This window comes from Ruminococcus flavefaciens (assembly GCF_900119075.1).
Taxonomy (GTDB): domain Bacteria; phylum Bacillota; class Clostridia; order Oscillospirales; family Ruminococcaceae; genus Ruminococcus; species Ruminococcus flavefaciens_Q.
In genome coordinates, this window is the sequence record NZ_FPIP01000009.1 from 15,664 (window position 1) to 39,517 (window position 23,854).

Genomic DNA, 23,854 nt, shown 5'->3' on the forward strand with positions numbered 1-23,854 from the left:
GTTTTGTTCTATAAAAAAGTTTTTAAGAATACCATTCAATACATTTTTGCCTTGCATAAAAATGATTTTCCTCGATCTGCTTGGATTCAAGTTTTCAAAAAGATGCTTGTCTTGATCTTCTTTTTTGAAACATTCATTTTTATGAAATTCTATTGTAATATGCCTCCAGCTTTTCCTCACATATCTCCAGAATCTCCGCCTTTTCCTCCTCTGTCAGATTTCTCCACACAGTCGGTTCGACTTCAATGATGCCGAGAGTTTTGGTATGACGCAACATCTGCATATCTTCAAAGCGTTTGAACGGATTGGAAAGGATATTCCGCTGAGCGTCCTTGTCGGTGAAGCCGCCTTTTGCAAATATGCTGTTTGGCTTCTCTACTACAAGTCCCGAATTTCTGCGTTCCTCATAAAAACTGCGGAAATATGCGGAGATATCATCGAGCTTTACGCGACCTTTGTTGTCTGCATTGGCGAATATCGCTTTCAGCAGGACAGGCTTATATGAATAGCTCATATCCATCTGCCCGACCATTTCCATAAACAGCTCCTTGCGGTTGCTGTCGTTTATAATCTTCCAGCCATTGTCTTTTGCGGCAGCTTCGAGCGTTTCCTCGGTGAAGTATTTAAGCTGCTTATGCTCGCTCATGGGTACTATCAGATCGGGGATGATCTTCCCCTCACGGATATATCTTTCAACTGTTTCGGACTGCACGTCCACACGGCGGATAAACTCCATCTGAGATATCATTCCAGCAGCTTCTTCCTGCCAGTTGAAAACATCAACGGCTTCGTAGTCGGTCACACTCACGGGATAGTCTATCAACGCTTCCGGCTTTTCGCCTCGTTCGTATAATGCTTCATCGGCAGCACGGTCTTTTCCGAGAACTGTCTGTCCGGGTCGATACTTTTTCAGCTTGAATAATCTGTGCAGAGAATAGGGCATATTGTACTGGCTTGCGTTGTCCACGAAGTCAAATACCATGAGAAAATCCTTGCCGTCTGCAAGTCTCATGCCACGACCTAACTGCTGAGTGTACAGCACCTTAGACATAGTGGGACGAGCCATGAAAAGCACTTCTGTTTCGGGACAGTCCCAGCCTTCATTGAGAAGATCACAGGCACACATAGCCTTGATCTCGCCCTTCTGAAACTTTGCAAGCATCTCTTTGCGTTCTGAGGACTTCATATTTCCGCTGACTGCGGCGGCAGTAACTCCTCGCTCCCTTATCATTTCCGCTATCTGCTCGGCGTGCTTTACACTTGCACAGAAAATGACAGTGCGCTTATCGCTGACATACTCCATGAAAGTATCCACGATCAGCGTATTTCGCTCCGGAACGAATATCTTGCTTTCGAGGTCACGGATATTATACTGAACGCTGTTGAAGCGCACCTTTGTCAGGTCGATATTTGTATGTATTCGGATACAGCGCACCGGCACCAGCTCGCCTATCTCAACGGCAGTTTGTATATCAAGTTTATGTGCGGTATTCTTGAATATTTCTATGATGTCCTTATCGTCAGCACGTTCGGGAGTAGCGGTAAGTCCCAACGTGAATTTCGGCTTGAAATATGCCAGCACTTTCTGGTATGTGTCGGCAGAAGCGTGGTGTGCTTCGTCGATTATCAGATAGTCAAAATCGTCGTCCTTGAAACAATCAAGGTTCAGTGCAACACTCTGGATACTTCCGCAGACGATAAAAGCGTCCTTCTCCTTGACAGCATCTCCGAACTTGCCAACAGAAACGCCCTCCCACAAACTTTTGAAAGTCTCATAAGCCTGATTTACAAGCTCTATCGTATGTGCGAGGAACAGTGTGCGTTTGCCGAACCGCTTTGCATCGCTGACTGCGGTAACGGTCTTTCCCGTTCCTGTTGCATGATAAAGAAGTGCGATAGTTTCATGACGTTCACGCATTTTTTCAAGAGACTTCAAAGCTGCAAGCTGATGCTCTTTCAGCTGCAAATTCTCGGCATTGATCGTCTTGGCACGCTGTGTGGGAAGATAATCTGCTATCTCACGGAACAGCGGGTGCGAACCGAGAAATATACGCAGTTCGTCCTTGACAGTATCGGGCTGTACCTGTAGTTGTCGCACTGCCCAACGGTAAACGTCCCAGCCTTTGAAGATCATGCTGTTCTGTTTGAGCAGGTCGTCATAGAACTTGTTGCGTGACACGACCGACGGGTTATGACTTGCTTCATCGTCGATCTCGATAGCGATACGCTTTCCGCCGTTTTCAAGGAAGAAATCGGCATAACGGTCATTCTGATAAATGTCGGTGAAGTGGTACTGCGGATAAAGAAACGCCGCTTTTTCTGCACCGAAAGCATCGGAGAAAAGTTCTATGAACAGGTTTTCGGGAGCGCTCCCACTTGGCGTTACAAGTTTTTCACTCATTTCCGTCCTCCACATACTCAAGGTATATTTTCTTTTTGAAGCCACCACGCTTTTCAGCCTTAGACTTACGGACAGCTTCAAGCTCAGATACCGACCATCCTCTTGCTTCGGCGATAGCATACATAACTTCCAGCATATCAGCCAGTTCTTCTATGTTCTTGTCAGCCTGATACTCGGAACATTCTTCGTTCAGCTTTTTGTCAAGCTCGGAGAGATATTCGTCATCGGGAAGTGTGTGAGTTACGGGTATTTTGCCAGCCTGTTTGATGATCTCTGGTATGTTGTCACGGACGAGTTTGTTATGTACTGCTCTCATTTTATCACGCTCCCAAAGCAAAAGCTATTATTTGTTTAAATTATACCATTTTACATACCGTATGTCAATGAATAAAAAGCTATAATTCCAGTTGTTTCAGTAAAATCTCCATATGAAGCAAGGCCCCCAGAACACTCTGAGAGCCTTGTTTCAGCTATATGTTAGTAGATCGTCTGTTTCGTCAGAAAAGCTGCCCTGAATCAACGTCTACCTTGATAGCAAACTTGTTTTGAAAGTGCAGTTCCTCAACGATGATAACAGCGGTATTATCAGGAGCTTTCCTGAGCGAACCAACAAAGGTTATCTGTCCGCCCTTTGAGTAAAGGAAACTAACCGACTTAGCATTTTCGTCAAAGGCGAGGCAGGTGAATATATCTGTCTCGACCGTATCAACACTGTTGCGTTTTGGCTGGTCTACTGCGATGCTGAATTTGCAGTAGCTGTAATCCTCCTCGGTTAGAATGTTCAAATCGGTAGTGATACGTCCTGTCATCATAATTCTATTCAGCATATCAAAGCTCCTTTCAGTCCTCATCTGAACACTCATCAAGTCCGTGCATAAGCTGAATATAAACGCACTCGGCACGTTCATGTTCCTCGCCGTCAGTAGACATCATTAGTCCAAGAAAATACGTCTTCGCTTCCTCATAGTTTGTCCAGACCTCACGCTTACCATTGCAGACAGTAGTGACTTCGTTTGTTATCGGCATTGCCAATTCAGGTGTTTTCAACATAGCTGTGTACCTCCAGAAGTATTATTTTGAATCCATTATATCCGATAAAACTACCGGAGTCCAGCGTTGTGGAAGGATTGTAATAATTCTTGTGAAATGCGCAGCAAAATGTGGATTTTTCCCAGTGCAATGCGCTGTAATGGCGATTGACTTTTTCCCCGCTATGTGATATTATATTATAAACTACAGCACATTGATTGTGAGGTGAAATGCTATGGGACAATATTACTGCTGGGTGAATGTCGATAAGAAAGAATACTTATGTCCTGCTGATTTTGATCTTGGGAACAAACTCCATGAGTCAATGAATGCAGACAATGCTTTGCTTCGTGCCCTGTGGGAACTCCTCTCGGCTGAGTGGAAAGGCGACCGTCTGGTATTCCTCGGAGACGAATGCCACGCTCTTGATGAAGTGTCAAATGAGGTGCTTGATATTCTGGTAAAACATCAGGCAGAAAGCGACATTTCAGGCTACTTGTTCGACAATGTTTATGAAACATACCGGAATGTAAGTGGTCTTTTCAAGTCAGCGGAAGAATCTGTCCGTGATGAAATAGCTTTTTATCTCAATGTTGTGAGATCAGATCCTCCGATCAGTCCAAATGTTTATGGTGTAGATATCAACGATCCATACAGAGGTTTATTTCTCAGAAACGGCAAATCGTTCAAGTATATCATCAACCACACGAAGAAGGTATGCTATTCGCATGAAGGAACAAAGATCCTTCTGAGTGATAACAGCAAATTAGATCATGCAGATCCGCTTCCTGTTCTTATGGCATACGGCGGCAGAAGATGTGATATCGGAGAATGGCTCGGAGATATAATTGATGTTAGTGATACGTTGCCGAAAGATTGTAAACTGTTAACTGAGATCCATATTGATTGATAGCGCAGGAAATCGGGTGCTCTGACAGCTATCAGCAAACGGTTTAAGGGGACAATATTTCAGTGACAATAGAAAAAGATCAATCAGGGACAGGAATTGCTTTTTCCTGTCCTTTTTTCGTTCTTGTTAAAGGAAGAATTGGGACAGTCACAAGCACTTCCCACACATTGTTCTCACAGGTTTCTGTATTACAATGTGCAGAGCTTGCTGGGTGTGATTTTTGGCCTTGTAGGCATCATATTTTTTCTGACTGTTTCTGACTGATTGTTCTAATTTTTTGCTCTTGTTTACTCAGGGGTATGGGGAAGTTTCCCTCAGCAAGCATCGTGTATTGTTTTCACAGTTCTTGTGGACACAATACACCGAGCTTGCTGGGTGTGAATCTGAGATTAAATTTTTGTTTTCTTCTGGACTGTTTAGCTCGGTCGTTTTTTTCTTTTTGATGTTCGGGTTCCAAGGGGGGGAAACCTCTTGCAAGCTATGTATCGCAGCATTCAATTTTCCAAAATTGTAATGCGGAGATACCGAGCTTGCTGGGAAAGCTTGGTTATCTTTTGTGGCAAGTTTTTCAATGCAGATATTGCCTTATCAGAGGTAATGTGATATAATATGGAAAAGCTTAAAAGCAGGTGAGCATATGAGTAAATCCATCAGTGTTGAATATTGCAGCTATTTTTGCAAGCATCGTCATTCTGAATTAAAAGATGGTTGGTTACCTACTTGCGATGCTTATCCAAATGGAAATCATGCTTATGAAAATTACTTGTTTGAATTTAGAAGAGAGTGTGCAAATGGAATCGGTTTTGAGCCAAATGAGAATGCGACTGCGGCTTGGTTTCAAATGAGGAGAGAACGTGATCCGTGGATAAAAAGTATGCGGCACTATTTACAGTATGGTGATCCAGGTGAATGCTTGTTCTGCCACTCAAATGCGATTCATGTTTATAGCGATGAACCTCTGACTACCATTGTAACATTTGTATGCTATGGTTGCGGCAGGCGATACACTTTTCAAAGTGATAAAAATCAGTATCTGAACAATCGAAAATTACGATACATCGGTAATAATTCTCTGTTTCCTTTGACATTCGGAAAGATATATGTATGTAACTGGATTGAAGAAGGAATGTACTGGATAACAGACGATAAAAATGAAGATTACTTATATCCTCTTTATGTATTTGAAGTAGAATAAATAGCATATGACATATATTTATAATTACACTTCTCCGCTCGGTATTATCACACTCGCCAGCAACGGCGAATCACTCACAGGCTTATGGTTCGACGGGCAGAAACACTTTTCCCATAAGTACATATCTGAAAGCACCGAAGCGGAGCTGCCGATATTCACTCGGACCTGCAACTGGCTCGACATATATTTCAGCGGCAACATTCCCGACTTCACACCGTCTATATACTTGAACACAACGCCGTTCCGTAAGGCAGTCTATGATATACTGCTCACGATACCCTACGGACAAACCATGACCTATGGCGAGATAGCAAATATCATCGCAAAGCAAAATGGTGTGGAGCGTATGTCCGCCCAGGCAGTAGGCAGTGCTGTGGGACATAATCCTGTCTCGATTATTATCCCGTGTCACAGAGTGGTCGGCGCAGACGGAAGTTTGACTGGATACGCAGGTGGTCTTAACAAGAAGATAGAGCTGCTGAAACTGGAGAAAGCATTATAAAAACTATTCAAGCATCAAGGGCTATACTTGATGCTTTTTCATTTTTCCAGTGCAAATTACACCGGGGAAAACTGAAATTCGACCTAAAGTTCGTGCGCAATGAATCTGGAATTTTACTATTGTTGTGCGCTATAATATTATCAGCCGATGGAGTTCGGCAGAAAAACAGAAATATAAAAGATAGAAAGCAGGGGAAGTACCTGCTATGGAGTGACAAAATGACATCTGAGAAAAATAAAAAGAATGTCACACAGAACGCAACCAAACAGGAGATCGGGGCAGCACTGAAGCTCATCGGACTTCTGTACGAACAGGGTGAGATACCCAAACACGTTTACCGCAATATCTGCAACGAGTATTACGGCAAAGGCCTTGACAAGGTTGCTGATGCGCGCTATACTATACCAAACGCAGAAGATAAGGAGGCGGTATGATGTACGGATATAATGCTGTGGCTGTGCCGAAGAATGTGGTCATCTACGCAAGAGTTTCCACCGAGCATGAGGCTCAGCTTTCGGCTCTGGAAAATCAGCTGGACTGGTACAAGCCGCTATTGGAACAGCATCCCGAATGGACGCTTGTGCGCAGTTATGTTGACGAGGGTATCACGGGAACATCGGCGAAGAAACGTCCGCAGTTCATGCAGATGCTAAACGATGCAAAGAACGGCGACTTCAATCTGATACTGACACGTGAGGTTTCACGTTTTGCACGAAACACGGTGGACACTCTGCAATACACCCGTGACCTGAAAAGGCTGGGTGTGGAGGTGTTCTTCATCAACGACAACATCAGGACTTTTGACGGTGACGGTGAGCTTCGTCTGACCATAATGGCAACGCTTGCACAGGACGAGAGCCGAAAGACTTCTATCCGTGTGAAAAGCGGACAGCAGACATCTATGGAGAACGGCGTATATTACGGCAACGGAAATATCCTCGGGTACAACAGGGTCGGGAAAGAACTTGTTATTGATCCCGAACAGGCTAAGACGGTGCGGAAGATATACGACTGGTATCTGGACGGTATGGGCGTCAGGCAGATACAGTTTGAGCTTGAAAAAGAGGGTGTACTCACTGCTATGGGCAAGACCAGGTGGTACGAATCCAACATCAGCAAGATACTCAAGAACCCGTTCTACGCAGGCATACTGGAGTACCACAAGCAGTTCACTCCCGACTTTCTTGAACAGAAGAAGATCAACAATTTCGGTGAGATAGATCGTCTGCGAGTTGATGGCAGACACGAACCTATCGTTACGCTGGAGGAATTCAACAGTGTGCAAGAGATAATGGAAAGTAAAAGGCTGAAAAATCCTGCCAATAAGACAGGACGCAAGGAAAAGGGCAAGAAGCCCGTTTCGGACGTATGGTGCAGGCTGTTGGTATGCTCCTGCGGATGCACATTCAACCGCAAGGTATGGCACACCACATCAAAGGGTACGCAGTACGGGTATATGTGCTACTCGCAGATACGCAACGGCACTATACGGACAAGGCTGAAAAAGGGACTGCCCACGGACGGTATCTGCACCTCGCAGATGATACCGGGTTGGAAGTTACATTTCATGGCGAAGAACCTGTTCCGTGAGTTTCTGAGGAACACTGACAGGATACTTGATATCGCCGAGGAGATGCTTGAAAAGCATATCGACGATGAAGAGGTCGTTGAGGATAATACCGAACTCATCGCACAGAAAAAGGCAGAACTTGACAAGCTGGAAAAGCGTCTGAACAAACTCATTTCCATGAGGGCTGACGATGAGATAACCAAAGAGCAGTTCATGAACATGAAGTCAGAAGTCGATGCGCAGATAGCTTCTTTGCAGGAGCAGATATGCGAGCTTTCGCCCACGGAGAAAGTCACAGAGACAAGTGATGTTCCCGACTACAACGAGCGTATCACTCTGTTGAGATATGCTCTTGAACGGTACACTAATTTTGACTCCGATGAGGATATACCCGAGGCAGTTATCGAAGCATTTGTAGAAAAAATAGTGGTGAATGAGAACTCCTTCGATTGGTATCTGCACTTCTCGGACGATGACAAAACTCCGAAAACGTGCAATGTGGATGGCAACAAAAAAGCCCATAAAATCGAGCTTTTCGGGGCATCTTATGCGCCTGCGTTGGTGGAGGGCTGCTCAGGCTGCAATCAGCGAAAATAAGTAATTCGGAAATATACTCAGATTGGCTATTTTACGCTGAATCTGGACGATGCTAAAGAATACCTTTACGCAAAGTCTACGAAGCGTAGGATACTAAGTTGGCGTGATATTCACGTTAATGTGTTTATCTGAATAAATACAATAAGGCTCTCACAGTCGAAATGTGTGGACTTTTTTCTTATGATAGTTGAAGCATAAAAGTAAGCCCTGCCCCAAACGGGGCAAGGCTCTTATTACGAATTAGGTCTGTACCGATATAATGTAAATACATAAAGCATAACCGCCCATGAAGGGCGGTCGTCAAATTAGTTTTTTCTTATTTCTTTTTAATGAATTCTTCCATTGACATCGGAGTTTCTTTTGTAGTCGATACATATGCGTAGTACGAAAGAATATTGGAAGCGTCCACAGCATTGATACTGCCGTTGCGGTCAACGTCTGCGGCAAGCTTCTGATTCGCATCGAGGTCGCCATTCTTATTGGTGGAGGTCATGGCGTAGTATGTCAGGACCTCAGAAGCGTCAACCGCATTTATCACCCTGTCATTATTTACGTCGCCAAGCTTATACTCAGTAGTTTCATCAGGGTTAGCCTTTGTTGTGACAGTAGTTGTAGTGGTTGGCGTTGTTGTCGTAGTTTTTTTCTCGCCGAGTATCCTGATGTAGCCGTTGTATATACCCTTAGTGAATACATAGGTCATCTGAAGTTTTCCTGCCTCGTCCTTATGACTGTTTATAAAGGTATCAGCTACTATGCCGTCGTCTGTATACGCCAAGCCTATGGGATAGACTTCACCCTGCTCAGCATTTTCGGGAACTATAAAATCAATGGTGAATAAACAGCTGTGATTCAGCAGAGTATCCTCGGCATATGCATAGAATGCCAGCTGTCCGTCTTCGATCTTTGCCGAGCCTGTAGTGAAGCCGTTTAATCCTTTGCCTGGTGTTATGAACTTACCTGCTGAGTTTTCTTTGACAGTCAGACGAGTGTCATAAAAAACGTGGAACTTGATGTAGCTGACCGGTTCCGTTGCGCCTGTAATACTGAAATAAACTCGCTGGACCTTGCCCTTTGCATATTCGGGGTCAAGTCCTATCTTATCGAAATAGAGCATAATGCCGCCATCATAATCCCTGGGATCTATCTTCGGAGTATTCCAATCCTTCGGCTGTACCCAGCGAGTTCTGTCGTAGGGGACTTCCATGTCGTCCTGTTTGTCAAAGGGATTATCTGATATCGTATCAGACGTATCAGCGACACTTTCTGCTTCGGTGAGATCTGTTGAATTTGCTTTTATGATGCTGTCGGGAAAGCAATAATAAAGCGATAAGACCAGTGCAAGACTTGTTATTAATGATATAAAGCGAGTCAAAAGTCTATTTTTCATAATGGACCTCCTGTTACACGGCAATTCAGTAATAACAGATTATCATAATTTCTGCAATGTGTCAATACCTTTCTTGGAAGAATATATGCATAGAATAAGGCAATCCAACGGACTGCCTTGTTGTAATGCTAAAATACGTTTTTCTGTTCTGATTTGTCCCTTACAATTTATTTTAGAAATTATATCAATCTGTGCAGTGCTATGTGCAGATGCACTGCACAGATCAACATCGGAAAAGAATTATAACATCAGCTATTGATGTGTATGGATCAGTAAAGCCACTTTGAAGCAAATGTATCTGCAAATGAGTCTTTATTCTTTGGAAGAGCAAATACAGAGGTCTGAAGCTCTTCAAGGTTCATTTTCGGCTGTATTCCGTATACATGATAGTCGAAATACTGTACCATTTTCTCGACGTCTTCTGCTATGACTGCGTGACCTGATTTATGGATATTTATAGCAAGATGATCGCTGAGCCCAACATAATCCCACACGTGCTTCATACCGAGGTAAGCCATCCATACTGACGGAGCATTTACCCAGTCCTCGCTTTCGCATGAGCCGATTATAAACAGATACCTGTCAGGATCACAGCAGAGAGAGCCCAGCATATGCTGATCCATCGGGAACTGCTCGGCGTTTTTGAACTCCATGAATCTTCCGTTGAACCAGCCCTGCTCGCCCGAAGCCTGTAGGCTTCCGAGAGGCTCGTTTTCCTTATATGTATAAGATGAAGAACCGCCCTTGCTGGAGAAGTCATAGGTCTTTCCCACTGAGCTGTAGCGATACAGTGCCAGACCGCCTGCACCCGAGCATGAGGGAGCACACATCTTGATACGTGTATCGAATGCTCCGCATACAGAAGCTGCCTTGCCGTATCTTGAAACTCCTGTAACGATAGAGCTGTCAGGATTGATGTTCAGCTCCTTTGCTGCTCCATTGTAAAGAGCGTCGAGTATTCTGCTGATTCCCCATGACCATGCCATAAGATCGCCTGTCTGCTGATCCCAGCTGTTACCGTAAGGATAGAGATCATAGAAAGCACCCTTGTGCTGGTTGTTATCCTGTGCAGTTCCCGGAGCGCTGAACATTCCGTCACTGTCGTAGGTTATAACTGCATAGCCGTTTGAAGTAGCGGTGCTTTCAGAAATACCCTTGTGCATACCAAGGATAACAGGAGCTCCGCCCTCATGGCGGACATTCTTAGGAAGATTTATAACTGCCTTGAATGAAGCTGTCTTGCCTGTGCTCTTGCGCTTAACGTTGACAGTCATGGTGTTTCCGCTTATGCTATAGGTAGTTTCATCATCGGAGCCGTCTATCCATTTGCCGTACATATAATACTCATACATACAGCTGATCTCGCTCTGACGCTTCCACCAGTCGTCGGTGGATTCTACCTTTGAACCGTCCATAAATATGAAAGGATCGGGAATATCCTTTGAGCTTTTCAGCTGATTTACAGCGGGGAAGTTGTAGCTCTTTTCAAAAACAGGCTTTTCTGTGACAGTTTTTTCGGCCACGGTGAACTCTTTTATCTTACCGATTATAAAGCTCCGGAGCTGGACAAGGTCTGCTACTTCTGCCTTGCCATTCTGATCTATGTCAGCGGCTTTCTTTATGTTATTATCCTGGAAGCCGTTTATGAGTCCCTTTCGCATGATAACTTCATCAAAGGAAGATATCATCTTATCGCCGTTGAGGTCTCCGTAAATAAACTCTGGACTGCTGTTACCCTGCGTTGCAGGCTGAGCTGGCTGTGTCTGCTGCTGATCATCAGAGGCTTTTAAATAGCCCTCGATCTGTTCGAGCCAGTATTTGCCCATCTTCTCATAGCCGCCTGCGTTGGGGTGAACTCCGTCCGCAAGGTCCTTTGAAGCATCTATTACGCTGTGGATATCGGCGTAAATAACGTTTTTGCTGCTGTAGTCATTTGCAACTTTTTTTATGAGCTCATTGTATTTTGCAATATCGCCGTTTGAATTGCCGCCCCAGCCTGAATTGCCTAAGTCGGGGATAGTAGTCAGGAAAATCTTTCCGTCTGACGGCATATTTTCTCTAAGATAGTCGAGGAGCTTGTGCAGACGTTCCTCAGAGCCGTCAAGATGACCGTTTGAAACATCGTTTGTACCTATCTGAAGAAGTATTATATCGGGAGAGTACTTTTTTATATAATCTCCGCCCTGCATTGTCTCAAGGATACCGTTGAGCTGACCGAACCAGCCGCCCGGCAGGTTGGTTATGGTATAGCCGCTGTATCCTGCGTGATTGTCGTCGTACTTGACACTCTGACCGTTGTAATTGAAGGAAGCGCTGTCCTTTCCCTCAGGTCCTACGAGATCAACATTTGTGTAGCCCTTTTGCTGCAGAAAGCAGCTGAGATACTTTCTGTAGCCGCCCTCGTCAGCCATACCGTATGTGATAGAATCGCCCAGAGGCATGATCTTGATGGTGTCGGCTGCTGAACTCTGCCTCGGTGCAGGGGGAAGCAGGCTTAGTGTAGAAATCGAAAGTGCAAGAGATGTGCCGATTCTGAGAAAACGTTTTATTGTTTCCCCGACAATAAAGTGCTTTTTCATAAGTACCTCCCAAATAAAATTAATTAAATGAATGTGTGCTTTTTGTTTCCCCGCCTTTTGTTTTTATCAAGGCAGAATGCATAATTTTATTATACAAAATATAACATAATTGTGAATTGCCTTTGACAACAATATACACTAATCAACCGCAAATTGTAAAGAGTTTGTGAACAAAAGAGCAATTTTTGGTCAACAAGCAGCAATAATTGGCGATAAAAAGGTAATATATTGATGTTATATGCAAAAATATATCAAAATTGTTACTGCATAAGCTGGATTTGTAACAAAAAATCCATATTCAAATCGTGCTAACAATATCATTTTCGGGTCGGATTGGGCATAGTTATATTTATTTCTTAACTGCTCGTAACTTCTGAAAAAATACTGACTATCAGTGCACTTAATTTAATTAATACACATTGGGTGGATAATATCAATTAAGAAGATAATGTATTTGATCAACATAATCTGACAGGCTGAATTAAAAAACATATTGGCAAATAGGAATATGTGTACTATAATAAACGTAAACTCAATTTTGTCAAGTATCATATCCAAGATTTTATTGGTACATCAATATTTATGAAATAGGAAATTTACTCGTAATTCGGGAGGATAACATTATGGATAACGTTTCAAAAGCAGTGGAGCTGTTCGGTAAAGGATTTAAGTGTTCACAGGCAGTATTTGCCGCTTTTTCGGAGGAGTTCGGCATCAGCGAAAAACAGGCTTTGCAGATCGGTGCCTGTTTTGGCGGCGGAATGAGCAAGGCGGAGGTCTGCGGTGCCTGCACGGGGGCACTTATGGTTCTCGGTATGAAGTATGGGCAGTACGATATTGATGACCTTGAAAGCCGTGCTGCCGAGAGCGAAAAGGCGTTGCAGTTACTTGAGAGGTTCAAGAAACGTAATGGTTCATATATCTGCCGTGAGATACTCGGCTGTGATATTTCTACCGATGAAGGCAGAAATTTTGCGAGGGCAAATGGACTGTACGTAAAATACTGCACCGAAATGGTACGCACTGCAGCAGAGATAACAGCTGAAATGCTGGAAGAAGATAAGTGATTCTTGCGGTATGTCCGGCTTTGAAAGCTTACCGCGGCTATCCGTTCACGGAGGTAAAAATGAAGGTCAGATATCTCAATTTCGGTGAAAACAAGGTCAAAGGGTATAAGGCATTATATGGGGATAAACGAATAGAATGCTTCTACACCGATTCCTATAATGACAAGGCACTTATGGAAATTTCCGACAGGGTATTTATAGTAAAAAAAGGCAGGCTCACCAGAATAAAATAATTTAGTGAAATAGAATGAAGGCGGCTTTAGAGCCGCCTTCATATTTTATGTGAGCTTGTTTTATTTGCTTTTACAGTATTTATTGCAGTTATTTGGAGTGTTGTAAAAAACTGAAGTTATCAGTTTGCAGCTTCAAGTCTGCTTTCAAAATCTTCAGGGGTAAAGCCTGATACTCTGATCGACATTATGTAATCATCATTAATTCTTCTGACATAGTTTATGTGATTCTGATCAAAAACGGTGTAGCTTGCTTTGATGTAGCTCTTGCCGCAGAGTTCAACAGTTTCGGGAGCACTTATATCAGTTGCCTCAATATCAGGCGAGAAGCTCAGCTCATTGCGCTGCATGAATTCTGCTGCGGTAATATCGGGGGCATCTGGGTATCTGAGTTTTGTGTTAAAGAACCATACATCGACATACTTTACATTTTCCATATCCTCGCCATAGCAGGCAGAAGCGTCCAGTGTGCCTGTGAAGTAGGTCTCTTTTTCTACTTCGCTCATGAATCTTGTGGGCATGATATAGTGAGTATTAAGATCGTCACTGTTCAGGAAATGAACATTTTCGGGTATAGTAATCTTTATGCCTGCAAATTCTGAGGTATAGACGTTCCCGTTGGATATTCCTGCGGAAAATGTATTATTCTCAGCAGTTCCGTTTTCAAGCTGAGCAGTATTTGTGTCTGTTACCTGAGCTTCTTTGTTATTTGTCTCAGCAGAGACAATAGTGGTATCATTTGTTACACTTGTGACAGTAGTTTCTGACGGTTTAGCAGAGGTGAGTTCTGTTGTTATTTCTGCAGAAATAGCTACTGCGTTTGGTTTATCGGCTGGTGAAGTAGCAGCATCGGGGAAAGAGACATTGTCCTTTCCGCATGATGTGAGTGCGCAAAGTGTGACTGCAAGTGTGATAATAATTGACTTTTTCATAATTGTTACTCCTTTATATGTATAAAAGGTTAAAGGCGGAGTACAATATTCCTTGATTCCGTACAGGCAAGCGCCCTTCGGGGCGCTGCCATCTAAACATATTATATACTGATTACCAGAGTAGGTCAAGTATAATAAGCATATATAATGCTTATTTCGAATACACTTGAAGGCAGGTGATAAAAATGAATGATAAAATACATACAAAAAGCAGTTTCAAAACGGCTGATATCGAGCGTTTAAAAAAAACTGTCACAGAGAAGATAGAGAAACTCGTAAACCGTCAGGTGAAGAGAACAAACTGAACCCAAAACTATTGAAACAAGGAGGTGAGGTCAATGCCAAAGGTGGCTATATACTGTCGTTTATCCATAGAGGATAAGGATAAGTCAGATAACGATGCAAGTGCAAGTATACAGAACCAGAAAGCCATGCTTCGCGACTACTGTCACGAACGAGACTGGGAGATATATGACATCTATGTTGATGATGGCTACAGCGGCATTGACCGAAGCCGTCCCGAATTTAACCGTATGCTCAGGGACTGCGAGAAGGGTAATATCGACATAGTGTTATGTAAAGACCAGTCCCGTTTTTCCCGTGATACCGTGGTGATAGAGCAGCTTATCAATGATAAGTTCCTTGAGTGGGGCATACGCTTCATTGGAGTCGCCGACAATGCCGATACTGACAGCGAGAGCTACAGTACCATGAGGCTTTTTACCTCTGCATACAACGAAATGTATGTCAAGGATATCTCCGCGAAGATACGTCGGACTCTTGCCTATAAGCGTGAGCAGGGGCAGTTCATAGCCTCTTTTGCTCCATATGGTTATATGATTGATGCAGAGGACAAGCACCATCTCGTCATCGATGAGGAAACCGCGTCTGTTGTAAGGCAGATCTTCGATATGTATATAAGCGGAGCAGGTTACCGAGCGATAGTATTGAAGCTTAATTCCGATGGCATCGTCAGTCCCACGGAATATAAGCGGCAGAAAGGCTCAAAGTACGTCAATCTCAACGCTGATACCAGTAATTCCCGTGGGCTTTGGACGCAGTCCACTGTCGCAAGGATACTGGCAAATGAGATGTATACAGGCACTCTCGTTCAGGGCAAATCTCACCACATCAGCTACAAGAACAAGAAGCGCAAAAAGGTAGAGCAGGCAGACTGGATAATGATACCTAATACCCATGAAGCTATAATCGACGCAGAAACATGGGCGCGGACACAGGTGCGGCTCCGTTCAAATGGCAGAGTAGGGAAGCGTTCGCAGGAGCTTTCGCCGTTGTCAGGAAAGGTGAAGTGTGCTGTCTGCGGCAGACCTATGAAGCGCAATGTCTACTACAACAAGGCTAAGACTATTAAGTACTACGGTCTGCAATGCGCAACCTACAAGACAGGAGCTATGAATTGTACAAATAAGAAAAGTATAAGCGGACTTGTCCTCGAAAAGAAGATACTTGACGAGCTGAACAGTATCGTCGAGCAGTATTGTCAGGCGGATAAGATACAGTTAAGGGATATTTACAGCGAACAGCTCAAACAGCTTGAAGCTGACCTTGCAAGGCTGAATGAACGTCATAGCTCCGCAGAAAAACGTCTTCTGGCTATGTATAAGGACAAGCTTGACGGAGTTATCTCCGATGAGGATTACTCCTTGTTCCGTCAGAATCTCAGTGATGAGGAGCATGAGATGTCAGCGAGGATAGCCGATACCGCAAAGCATATAAATGAATGCCGTGAACGTATCAGGAATACCGAAGGACAGAGGTCTATAATAGAAAAGTATACTCATTTTGACAAGCTTGACCGTAATATCGCCGACGAATTCATTGACTATGTCGAGATAGGGGAGAGCAGTGAGAACGGCGAGCGCGAGATACATATTCACTGGAAATTATAACGGTATGCTGTAATGCGGCATACCGTTGTTTTTTATGTATATATCAGGGTGTGCAGTCTTGAAGGAAGTCCTTTAAAACTAATGCCATAGAGTTTTTAGCTCTATGGTTTTTTGCTCTTGACAAATAAAAAATACGTGATATAATATATGTACAAACGGCTATTTTAAGCCATAAATACGACTTGATTTAAGTTGATTCGCCACATGGCGAATCAACTTAAACATAGTTCATAATTAGCACTGAAAGCTCCCTGAGTGGGAGCTTTTTATCTTTAGTTGTTTTATATGTGTCAGACGAGCTTAAAAATAGTTCAAAAAAGTAATAAATACAATGATAGAAAGATTCCGTATGTAGTGCAAAAGAATGAAAAAAGTGTGTATTAGTAATAAAATTGTTGACAAGTATCGGGCAATATACTATAATTATTTTATCAATTTAATTATAGGAGGAAAATAATGAAAATCAAAAAAATAATAGCTTTTTTTATGTCTTCGATAATGACGCTGTCGGCATTATCATTGTCAAGTTTTAGTTCGTATGCAGAAACTGATTCCTTGATAGAAATGAAAACAGAAACAAATGACTCGGGAATACAATACGAAGGATTGTTCGGGTCAATGCTTTCAGACGAGATAAGTGAGTCTGCTGAGAAAAAACAGGGAATTCTTAATTCTGACTATGCTATTTATAAGCTTGAGTATGATGAGAATGTAAAGTCTGTTGAAGTCGGTTATCGCGCTAAAAACGACTGTACTCTTTTTGTTGGTTTTTATAACGACGAAGGTACAGAGCTTATTACTTCTGTTACTAAGGAATTGAAGGCAGACAGCAATGGCTTTGCAGAAGTGTATGCTCCGTCTGTTCTTCCGGATTATTTCCTTATAAAGGTGTTTATGGTAGACAGTCAGTTCCTTAATCCGTTGACGGATCCATTTGTTTACAATAAGTGTACTTTCCAGATGCAGGAAATACTAAATAAAACTACAGAAAATTTTGAAGAAAATGATATTGTAAATTTAGACGAAAAAAACAATAATAATTTTGTTGTTCTTCAGGAGGGGGTAAATAAAATAACTCCCACAGATTCAACTGATATTTACATAGGCGAAGATGAGAACGGAAATTATATATTTGAAAATGCTGTTGATATCGCAACTCTGCAAAAAGGAGATAAAGCATTTGTGACCTGTTCTCCTGATATGATAGCGTTTAAGGTTAAGGAGATAAAGTCAGATGGAGAAAAAACTATTGTATCTCATGAAGATGTTCAAATTGATGAGTTTATTAAATTTTTGAAGGTGAACTCTGATGAATACACTGGTGAAAAACATATAAAAGATACAACAAATGAGGAGCAGGTAGAGCATAGAGAGCAATTACCACAGCCTTTTTCACCGAATTCAGATTCTGATGATCCGTATTTATTAAAATTACCAACGATTAAATCGGAATTATCCGCTACAATTGATGATTACATATACAATAGAAACGATTTTGAAATAAACAGCAATTCTACAGGTGATTATGGTACTGTTTCTTTAAAAGAAGAAGGACATATTGAATTATATTTTGAAGCTGAAAAAGGAAAAGATGTATTTTGCAGCGCAACAGCTGATGTAAAAGTGGAAGTTGAGGTCAGTATCGGCGTTAGTTTTGAGTTGTTGAGCTTTCCAAAATTTGGTACAAGGTATCCGGTTTTTCTGACAGGTTTTGTAAATATTTATTTCTATCCTAAGTTTACGGTTACTGCACAGGGAGAAGGCGTAGTAGGCTATGAAAGAGAATTTCACCTTAACTGTGACACTAAAAATGGAATAGATTATTCAATAACAGATCCTGTTACAAAGAAAATGTATGGCAAAGTGACAATAGAATTGGCGATAGATCTGTCATTTGAGCTTGATGTCGCCATATTTACTATTTTTAAGATATCACCTCGAGGAGGAATCAGGGCAGAAATAGAGAGTGGTTCTGAAGTTTCAAAAGGCGAAAAAATAACTGGTCATATAGATTCTGAAAATGTTAATATAACAAAAGAAGAACCATATGAACGACACGATTGCGAAGCTTGTTGTGATGTAAAAATATCATTTTTTATTGAATTGGATATAGTATTTTGTATAGAAATATTTGGTGTAGATGACTTAGGCGTTGAATGGATAATACATGTTCCTATTTGGGAATCTGCCCCTCTTCAATTCTATATAAATGAAGAGGGAGTTCATAAAGGTGAATGTCCGAATAAAAGCCATAGAATAATTCTCAATGTATATGATATGGGAGAGGATAAGGGAACAAAAGGAAAGCCTGCAAAAAACGCTATGCTTTCTATAAAAACTGATGATACAGGCTATATGTACATTGAAGATGATAAAGGTCAAATAATCAAAACAAATGATGAAGGACAAGCAGAAGCATGGATAAAGGATGAAATATTGAAAGATGAAATGACAGTTGTTATGGCTCAGGATGAAAAAGGCAATAAAGGTTATGTTGCTGTAGGAAAGTATTTTGATAATAAATTAAAGAAACCGAATTCGTTTGATATTATAATCAATAACGTGGCCCCCGAAACTCCTAAAGAGTTTTACTGTGGAATTGATCCATCTAAATCAAAAGTGCTTATATTTGATTTATCTAAAGGTGATAAATTTGATAAGGAGAATCGTTGTATAGTAAAGAATACAAGTAATGGACAGATAAAAGTTCCGCTTTCAAATTTTTATGTTGATTATTTTAGTAAAAATGAACTTGAACCTAATTCAAGATATGTTTATTTTACAGAAGAAATAGCTGATAAATATTCAAAAGCCAAAAAAGTTAAATATATAATTGATGAGAATGGAGAAGTAAGATTTGAAGGAAATGGATATATAAAAGCTACTATTCTTCAAGAATTATCAAAAACTAAGGAAATCAAAAAAGCGATAATCGGGTCAGGCGTGAAAACAAATTGTATGTTAAAAGAAGATGAGACAAATGAGGAGGTTTTATACGGTTTCAATTTAAACAATTTTAAATTTGCAGATAACAGTATAAGAAAATCGCCTGTGGAAGAATTATGTTTTAATGGCGATAATGGTGAATTTATTATAGATAAGTTTGCTTATAATAATGAGTATATCCAAAAAGTTGAGTTATCTTTATTTAAAACAATAGGCAAAGACGCATTTTACGGTTGCATTAATCTTTCTGAGATAAATATGCCGTCAAGTCTTGAATTAATTGATGACAGAGCATTTGCCAATTGTAAAAAGCTTGAAGAAATTGAACTGAATCAAGGATTGCTCAATATCGGAAAGAGCGCATTTAATGGTTCATCTGTTATTTCGGTTTATGTGCCTTATACAGTAGAAAACATCGGTACATGGGCTTTTAATAACACACCGCTAAGAAAAATAGTTATTCGCAATCGTGATTGTATATTAGGCGCTTCTTTTGTTCCGGAAAACACTGTAGTATATGGTTATATGAATTCAACAGCTCATAAGTATGTAATTAACAACTCGAGTTATAATCTGAAATTTGTTCCTTTAGATCCGGAAACTCCTGATACTGTAACTCCTAAGCCTATAACAACGGTAAAAACAACAACTGCAGTTACTTCAACTTTTGTAAAAACAACCACAACCACGGCAGCAGTAGTGACAACACAGGTAGTACCAGATTCAGAGTGCGTATTTATTGCAGTAAATGACGACAAAACAGTCAACGGTTCTACTGATGAGCTTCTTGACAGAGAGAATGTAAGGTTCTTTGACCAGCGGACTGCTAACGGCGACGGAGTGGTTTCATTCTCGTATTTACCTGATGAAAATGAAAAATGGGCGTTTATCTTTGTAAGTGAAGCAATAAACGATACCATAACAAAGGCATTTGGAACTCCTGATGCTCTTAAAATTACAACATATAACGTTGCACCCGGAGTTAAGGGCGACGCTAACGGCGACGGAGAGATAGATATGTCAGACGTTGTATTGATAATGCAGGCACTTGCAAATCCAAATAAGTATGGTATAGAAGGTACGGATCCCAAGCATATTACTGTAAGCGGATTTGGATATGCTGATTCTGACGGAGACGGTCTTACTGTAAATGATGCGCTTCGTATTCAGCAGTATCTTTTAGGACTTATTCCTTCTTTGACTTAATATTTAAAACTCCGACCGGTTGGTCGGAGTTTTGGCATATATAGTGTGATTTTCTCATATAATTCACTGACCAAATATCGAAAAAAGGAGAACAAGATAAAACCTCAGAGCTCTGCTTTGCGGCTGTGCGCTGTTTACGCTGTACGGAGCATCGCGTATCGCCGAAAGGGCAGAGAACGGCGCTTTGCCGACAGCACTGACAGACCTTGATAACGAGAAGCCGATAATCGTCCTTGACGCAGGGCATGGCGAATCAACTTAAACATAGTTAAAAAGCTATTGAAATAGAATAAGTTGATAGTTTGACAGCATTTTGTATTAATTATTGATTGAATATTACAGGAATGTAAATTTTGACCGCAGGATATTGTACAGGCGTTATTTTTGTGGTATAATTCCGTATAAGTCGAAAGACTAATGATATAAAAGGAGTAAAAAAATGAAAATCAAAAAAATCTTATCTTTTGTTACGGCACTTACTATCTCATTTGGGGCAATGCAGATAGTAAACGATTATTCACCAGACATTATCAATGCGGCTGAAAGTGATGACTTTGAAAGATTCAGCGTGCCTGATGAGGGCTATACGTATGATGAGCGTTTTGAGTTTAAGATCTACAGCGATCATGCAGAGTTGGATTTTGCCAGAAGCTATAGTAAAGAGGAGCTGATACTTCCCGAAACAGTCAAAGGTGTGCCTCTTACAGTATTGAGTGATGGTTGCTTTATGGGATGCAAAAACCTAAAAAAGGCAATTATTCCTGATAATATAAAAGCCATTGGTGATTTAGCTTTCGGTAGCTGTGAGAATCTTGTGACCGTAACTATCCCTGATAGTGTAAAAACTATTGGTAATGCAGCTTTTAGGGGCTGTGAGAATCTCGAAACCGTATCTATTCAGGGTGAGATCGAAACGATAGGGACGGAAACATTTGCAATGTGTAAGAAATTAAAAAGCGTTGATCTCCCTGATAGTTTAAGGGAGATCAAAAGTGAGGCATTTATGCACTGTGAAAGTCTTGGATCCATAGAAATTCCTGAAGGTGTATTATCTATTGGTGAAGACGTGTTTAAGTTCTGTTCTGATCTGAAAAAAGTCATTCTTCCTGATAGTATTACGGAAATAGGAATAGGGACATTTTTATCCTGTGACAATCTTGAATCGGCAGTACTGCCAAAGAATTTAAAAAGTATAAGTGATGAATTATTTATGCATTGTATGAAACTCGAATCGGTAGAAATACCTGAAGGTGTTACAAGCATAGGAAAAAGTGCATTCTTCTTTTGTAGAAATCTTAAAGAGCTGTCCCTTCCGAACAGTCTTGAAAGAATAGATGAAGGCGCATTTGATATGTGTGATAACATTGCTTCTGTAACTATACCTGAAAAAATAGATAGTTTAAATTTGGATTCAAGGAATTTTGATTCGCTTACAGTTCTGAATCCTGAATTTGATTTTACATCTTTACATGGTTCTTATTATATTGACCTTATTTATGGCTATGAAGGTTCTTCTGCACAGGCATTTGCTGAGGAAAATGAAATTGTTTTTATTGCGCTTGGAGATGAAAATGCCAAGAAAGTTATAGTTGATAATGTGACATACGTTGTTTTCGATGATACTGCATTGGTTTTAAAATGTGATAAAAATGCAAAAGGTACTATCGTTATTCCTGATAAGGTTGAAGACAAGCCCGTTACATTTATTGCGGCAAGAGCATTTGAGAAATGTAAAGATATTACCTCAGTAACTCTACCGGATGGTGTTTTAAAAATAGGTAGTTATGCATTTGATCATTGTACTGCACTTGAGAGTATAAATATACCTGACGGCACTGCATATATAGGTGATTTTGCATTTCGCTGCTGCGATAGTCTTACATCTGTGGAATTCCCTGATAGTATCGAAATAATATGTGAATATGCTTTTGTTTTTTGTGAAAAACTCGAAAAAATAAAACTCTCCGGTGGTATTAAAGAAATAGGAGATTCAGCGTTTAGAGAATGTAGTATTAGATCAATAGTGTTTCCTGAAAGTGTTGAGTCGGTGTATAACAGCACATTTGGGGATTGCAGCAATCTCACATCAGTTACCTTTTTAAATCCACAATGTAAAATATGGGAAAATGATCGTAATTATCTCGACTCAGGAAAGGAACTCGATCATTGTGTGATAAGAGGCTATAAGGGTTCTACTGCAGAGGAATTTGCAAACAAATTTAATATTAAATTTGAAGCAATAGATGAGGAATCTTCCTCCGAAACAGCAGATAAGCCTATGAATGGCGATGCAAATGGCGACGGTCAGTTAGATATGTCTGATATTGTGCTTATTATGCAGGCGCTTGCAAATCCGAATAAGTACGGAGTAAACGGAACTGATCCAAGACATATTACTTCAGAAGGATCTAAATGTGCAGATACAGATGGAGATGGCTTGACGGTAAATGATGCACAGCGTATACAGCTTTATCTCTTAGGTAAACTCAAATCTTTAGATTGATATTAATAAATCTCCTGCCATATGGCCGGAGATTTTGCATATATAGTGTGTTCCGCTCATATAATTCAGTGACCAATTATCAAAAAAGGAGAAACCTGTATGAGAAAAACACACAGAAAAATAGTCAGTGGAGCTCTGCTTTGCGGCTGTGCGCTGTTTACGCTGTACGGAGCATCGCGTATCGCCGAAAGGGCAGAGAAAGGAGCTCTGCCTGCATCGCTTACTGACCTTGACAACGAAAAGCCCATAATCGTGCTTGATGCAGGGCACGGCGGCATAGACGGCGGCTGCACGTCGGCGGAGGGCGTACCCGAGAAAGGCATAAATCTGGACATACTGCTTCGGCTTCGCGATCTGCTGGAGATAAACGGCTACGAGGTCAAAGTGACACGAGACACCGACAGGTCTATCCACGATGAGGGCATAGTGGGTATCGCGGAGCAGAAGAGCTCCGACATGGACAACAGGCTGGCGATCTTCAATGAAACGGACAACGCACTGTGCCTGTCCATACACCAGAACCAGTTCACGGACGCAAAATACAGCGGCGCCCAGATGTTTTATTCCAACAGCAACAAGAACAGCGAAGCCCTTGCACGTGCGCTCCAGAGCCGATTCAGGGAGCTTTTGCAGCCTGATAATAACCGAGAGATAAAGCTCTGCGGCAAGGAGCTCTTTCTGTGCTATTACAGCGAGAATCCCACTGTAATGGCGGAGTGCGGATTCCTGTCTAACCCCGAGGAGGCGGCTATGCTGTGTACAGAGGACTATCGTGAAAAGGTGGCGTTTACGCTGTATACAGGCATAAGCGACTTCGTGAACCGAAAGAAATAGTAAAAAAGGCAGCTTCGGCTGCCTTTTTATGATTGGTAGGATAACTTTAACTTGCA

General features: G+C 41.5%; 18 protein-coding genes. 11 read left to right on the plus strand and 7 right to left on the minus strand.

What is annotated here, in order from left to right:
* Positions 1–139: 139 nt before the first annotated feature.
* The 4 genes from BT105_RS11950 to BT105_RS11965 all read right to left on the minus strand — a co-directional run bounded on the left by BT105_RS11950 (position 140) and on the right by BT105_RS11965 (position 3,451).
* A complete protein-coding gene (locus BT105_RS11950) occupies positions 140–2,401 on the minus strand; it encodes a DEAD/DEAH box helicase (RefSeq protein WP_072300958.1) in 2,262 nt (753 codons plus the stop codon).
* A complete protein-coding gene (locus BT105_RS11955; protein ID WP_072300959.1) occupies positions 2,394–2,717 on the minus strand; it encodes a nucleoside triphosphate pyrophosphohydrolase in 324 nt (107 codons plus the stop codon). Before BT105_RS11955 ends, BT105_RS11950 begins: the two co-directional genes overlap by 8 nt.
* A gap of 181 nt (positions 2,718–2,898) precedes the next feature.
* On the minus strand, positions 2,899–3,228 hold the full coding sequence (locus tag BT105_RS11960; RefSeq protein ID WP_072300960.1) for a single-stranded DNA-binding protein: 330 nt from the start codon (positions 3,226–3,228) through the stop codon (positions 2,899–2,901).
* A 13-nt stretch (positions 3,229–3,241) separates the two neighbouring features.
* Positions 3,242–3,451 (minus strand): hypothetical protein, encoded by a 210-nt coding sequence (locus tag BT105_RS11965; RefSeq protein ID WP_072300961.1) that lies wholly within the window; start codon positions 3,449–3,451, stop codon positions 3,242–3,244.
* Between the two features lie 214 nt (positions 3,452–3,665).
* Between BT105_RS11965 and BT105_RS11970 the strand changes: the two genes are divergently transcribed.
* The 5 genes from BT105_RS11970 (at position 3,666) to BT105_RS11990 (ending at position 8,204) form a co-directional block, all read left to right on the plus strand.
* Positions 3,666–4,340, plus strand: a complete 675-nt coding sequence (locus BT105_RS11970; RefSeq protein WP_072300962.1) for a hypothetical protein — start codon at positions 3,666–3,668, stop codon at positions 4,338–4,340.
* A gap of 637 nt (positions 4,341–4,977) precedes the next feature.
* Positions 4,978–5,535 carry a hypothetical protein gene (locus BT105_RS11975; RefSeq protein WP_072300963.1) on the plus strand — a complete coding sequence of 186 codons (558 nt, stop codon included), beginning with the start codon at positions 4,978–4,980 and terminating at the stop codon, positions 5,533–5,535.
* A 7-nt stretch (positions 5,536–5,542) separates the two neighbouring features.
* A complete protein-coding gene (locus BT105_RS11980; RefSeq protein WP_072300964.1) occupies positions 5,543–6,037 on the plus strand; it encodes a methylated-DNA--[protein]-cysteine S-methyltransferase in 495 nt (164 codons plus the stop codon).
* 218 nt (positions 6,038–6,255) lie between these two features.
* Positions 6,256–6,471: a hypothetical protein gene (locus BT105_RS11985; RefSeq protein ID WP_002852562.1), complete on the plus strand. Its 216-nt coding sequence runs from the start codon at positions 6,256–6,258 to the stop codon at positions 6,469–6,471.
* A complete protein-coding gene (locus tag BT105_RS11990) occupies positions 6,468–8,204 on the plus strand; it encodes a recombinase family protein (protein ID WP_072300965.1) in 1,737 nt (578 codons plus the stop codon). The genes BT105_RS11985 and BT105_RS11990 overlap by 4 nt, the downstream gene beginning before the upstream one ends.
* A 316-nt stretch (positions 8,205–8,520) precedes the next feature.
* Here the strand turns inward: BT105_RS11990 and BT105_RS11995 are convergent, their stop codons facing one another.
* Together BT105_RS11995 and BT105_RS12000 are read right to left on the minus strand one after the other, a co-directional pair.
* A complete protein-coding gene (locus BT105_RS11995; RefSeq protein WP_072300966.1) occupies positions 8,521–9,591 on the minus strand; it encodes a dockerin type I domain-containing protein in 1,071 nt (356 codons plus the stop codon).
* 269 nt (positions 9,592–9,860) lie between these two features.
* Entirely contained in the window at positions 9,861–12,170 is a 2,310-nt protein-coding gene (locus BT105_RS12000; RefSeq protein ID WP_072300967.1) for a glucuronyl esterase domain-containing protein, read from the minus strand.
* A gap of 623 nt (positions 12,171–12,793) precedes the next feature.
* Between BT105_RS12000 and BT105_RS12005 the strand changes: the two genes are divergently transcribed.
* Entirely contained in the window at positions 12,794–13,237 is a 444-nt protein-coding gene (locus BT105_RS12005) for a C-GCAxxG-C-C family protein (RefSeq protein ID WP_072300968.1), read from the plus strand.
* Between the two features lie 59 nt (positions 13,238–13,296).
* On the plus strand, positions 13,297–13,470 hold the full coding sequence (locus BT105_RS15105; RefSeq protein WP_177243984.1) for an HAD family hydrolase: 174 nt from the start codon (positions 13,297–13,299) through the stop codon (positions 13,468–13,470).
* 119 nt (positions 13,471–13,589) lie between these two features.
* Here the strand turns inward: BT105_RS15105 and BT105_RS12010 are convergent, their stop codons facing one another.
* Positions 13,590–14,399: a hypothetical protein gene (locus BT105_RS12010; RefSeq protein ID WP_072300969.1), complete on the minus strand. Its 810-nt coding sequence runs from the start codon at positions 14,397–14,399 to the stop codon at positions 13,590–13,592.
* A 338-nt stretch (positions 14,400–14,737) separates the two neighbouring features.
* Between BT105_RS12010 and BT105_RS12015 the strand changes: the two genes are divergently transcribed.
* The 4 genes from BT105_RS12015 to BT105_RS12030 all read left to right on the plus strand — a co-directional run bounded on the left by BT105_RS12015 (position 14,738) and on the right by BT105_RS12030 (position 23,798).
* Positions 14,738–16,309, plus strand: a complete 1,572-nt coding sequence (locus BT105_RS12015) for a recombinase family protein (RefSeq protein WP_072300970.1) — start codon at positions 14,738–14,740, stop codon at positions 16,307–16,309.
* Between the two features lie 456 nt (positions 16,310–16,765).
* The gene (locus BT105_RS12020) at positions 16,766–20,461 is read left to right on the plus strand and encodes a leucine-rich repeat protein (RefSeq protein WP_072300971.1); all 3,696 of its coding nucleotides are present in this window, start codon (positions 16,766–16,768) and stop codon (positions 20,459–20,461) included.
* A gap of 439 nt (positions 20,462–20,900) precedes the next feature.
* The gene (locus BT105_RS12025) at positions 20,901–22,964 is read left to right on the plus strand and encodes a leucine-rich repeat protein (protein WP_072300972.1); all 2,064 of its coding nucleotides are present in this window, start codon (positions 20,901–20,903) and stop codon (positions 22,962–22,964) included.
* Positions 22,965–23,063: 99 nt separating this feature from the next.
* Positions 23,064–23,798, plus strand: coding sequence for an N-acetylmuramoyl-L-alanine amidase (locus BT105_RS12030; protein WP_072300973.1), 735 nt, complete (start codon positions 23,064–23,066; stop codon positions 23,796–23,798).
* The last annotated feature ends 56 nt before the right edge of the window (positions 23,799–23,854 follow it).

Bases quoted from the DNA above. Each gene is read 5' to 3' on its own strand.
- BT105_RS12030 (WP_072300973.1), top strand. From the start codon at position 23,064: ATGAGAAAAACACACAGAAAAATAGTCAGTGGAGCTCTGCTTTGCGGC.
- BT105_RS15105 (WP_177243984.1), top strand. From the start codon at position 13,297: ATGAAGGTCAGATATCTCAATTTCGGTGAAAACAAGGTCAAAGGGTAT.
- BT105_RS11970 (WP_072300962.1), top strand. From the start codon at position 3,666: ATGGGACAATATTACTGCTGGGTGAATGTCGATAAGAAAGAATACTTA.
- BT105_RS12020 (WP_072300971.1), top strand. From the start codon at position 16,766: ATGAAAATCAAAAAAATAATAGCTTTTTTTATGTCTTCGATAATGACG.
- BT105_RS11990 (WP_072300965.1), top strand. From the start codon at position 6,468: ATGATGTACGGATATAATGCTGTGGCTGTGCCGAAGAATGTGGTCATC.
- BT105_RS12025 (WP_072300972.1), top strand. From the start codon at position 20,901: ATGAAAATCAAAAAAATCTTATCTTTTGTTACGGCACTTACTATCTCA.
- BT105_RS11980 (WP_072300964.1), top strand. From the start codon at position 5,543: ATGACATATATTTATAATTACACTTCTCCGCTCGGTATTATCACACTC.
- BT105_RS12005 (WP_072300968.1), top strand. From the start codon at position 12,794: ATGGATAACGTTTCAAAAGCAGTGGAGCTGTTCGGTAAAGGATTTAAG.
- BT105_RS11955 (WP_072300959.1), bottom strand. From the start codon at position 2,717: ATGAGAGCAGTACATAACAAACTCGTCCGTGACAACATACCAGAGATC.
- BT105_RS11995 (WP_072300966.1), bottom strand. From the start codon at position 9,591: ATGAAAAATAGACTTTTGACTCGCTTTATATCATTAATAACAAGTCTT.
- BT105_RS11960 (WP_072300960.1), bottom strand. From the start codon at position 3,228: ATGCTGAATAGAATTATGATGACAGGACGTATCACTACCGATTTGAAC.
- BT105_RS12015 (WP_072300970.1), top strand. From the start codon at position 14,738: ATGCCAAAGGTGGCTATATACTGTCGTTTATCCATAGAGGATAAGGAT.
- BT105_RS12000 (WP_072300967.1), bottom strand. From the start codon at position 12,170: ATGAAAAAGCACTTTATTGTCGGGGAAACAATAAAACGTTTTCTCAGA.
- BT105_RS11965 (WP_072300961.1), bottom strand. From the start codon at position 3,451: ATGTTGAAAACACCTGAATTGGCAATGCCGATAACAAACGAAGTCACT.
- BT105_RS12010 (WP_072300969.1), bottom strand. From the start codon at position 14,399: ATGAAAAAGTCAATTATTATCACACTTGCAGTCACACTTTGCGCACTC.
- BT105_RS11985 (WP_002852562.1), top strand. From the start codon at position 6,256: ATGACATCTGAGAAAAATAAAAAGAATGTCACACAGAACGCAACCAAA.
- BT105_RS11975 (WP_072300963.1), top strand. From the start codon at position 4,978: ATGAGTAAATCCATCAGTGTTGAATATTGCAGCTATTTTTGCAAGCAT.
- BT105_RS11950 (WP_072300958.1), bottom strand. From the start codon at position 2,401: ATGAGTGAAAAACTTGTAACGCCAAGTGGGAGCGCTCCCGAAAACCTG.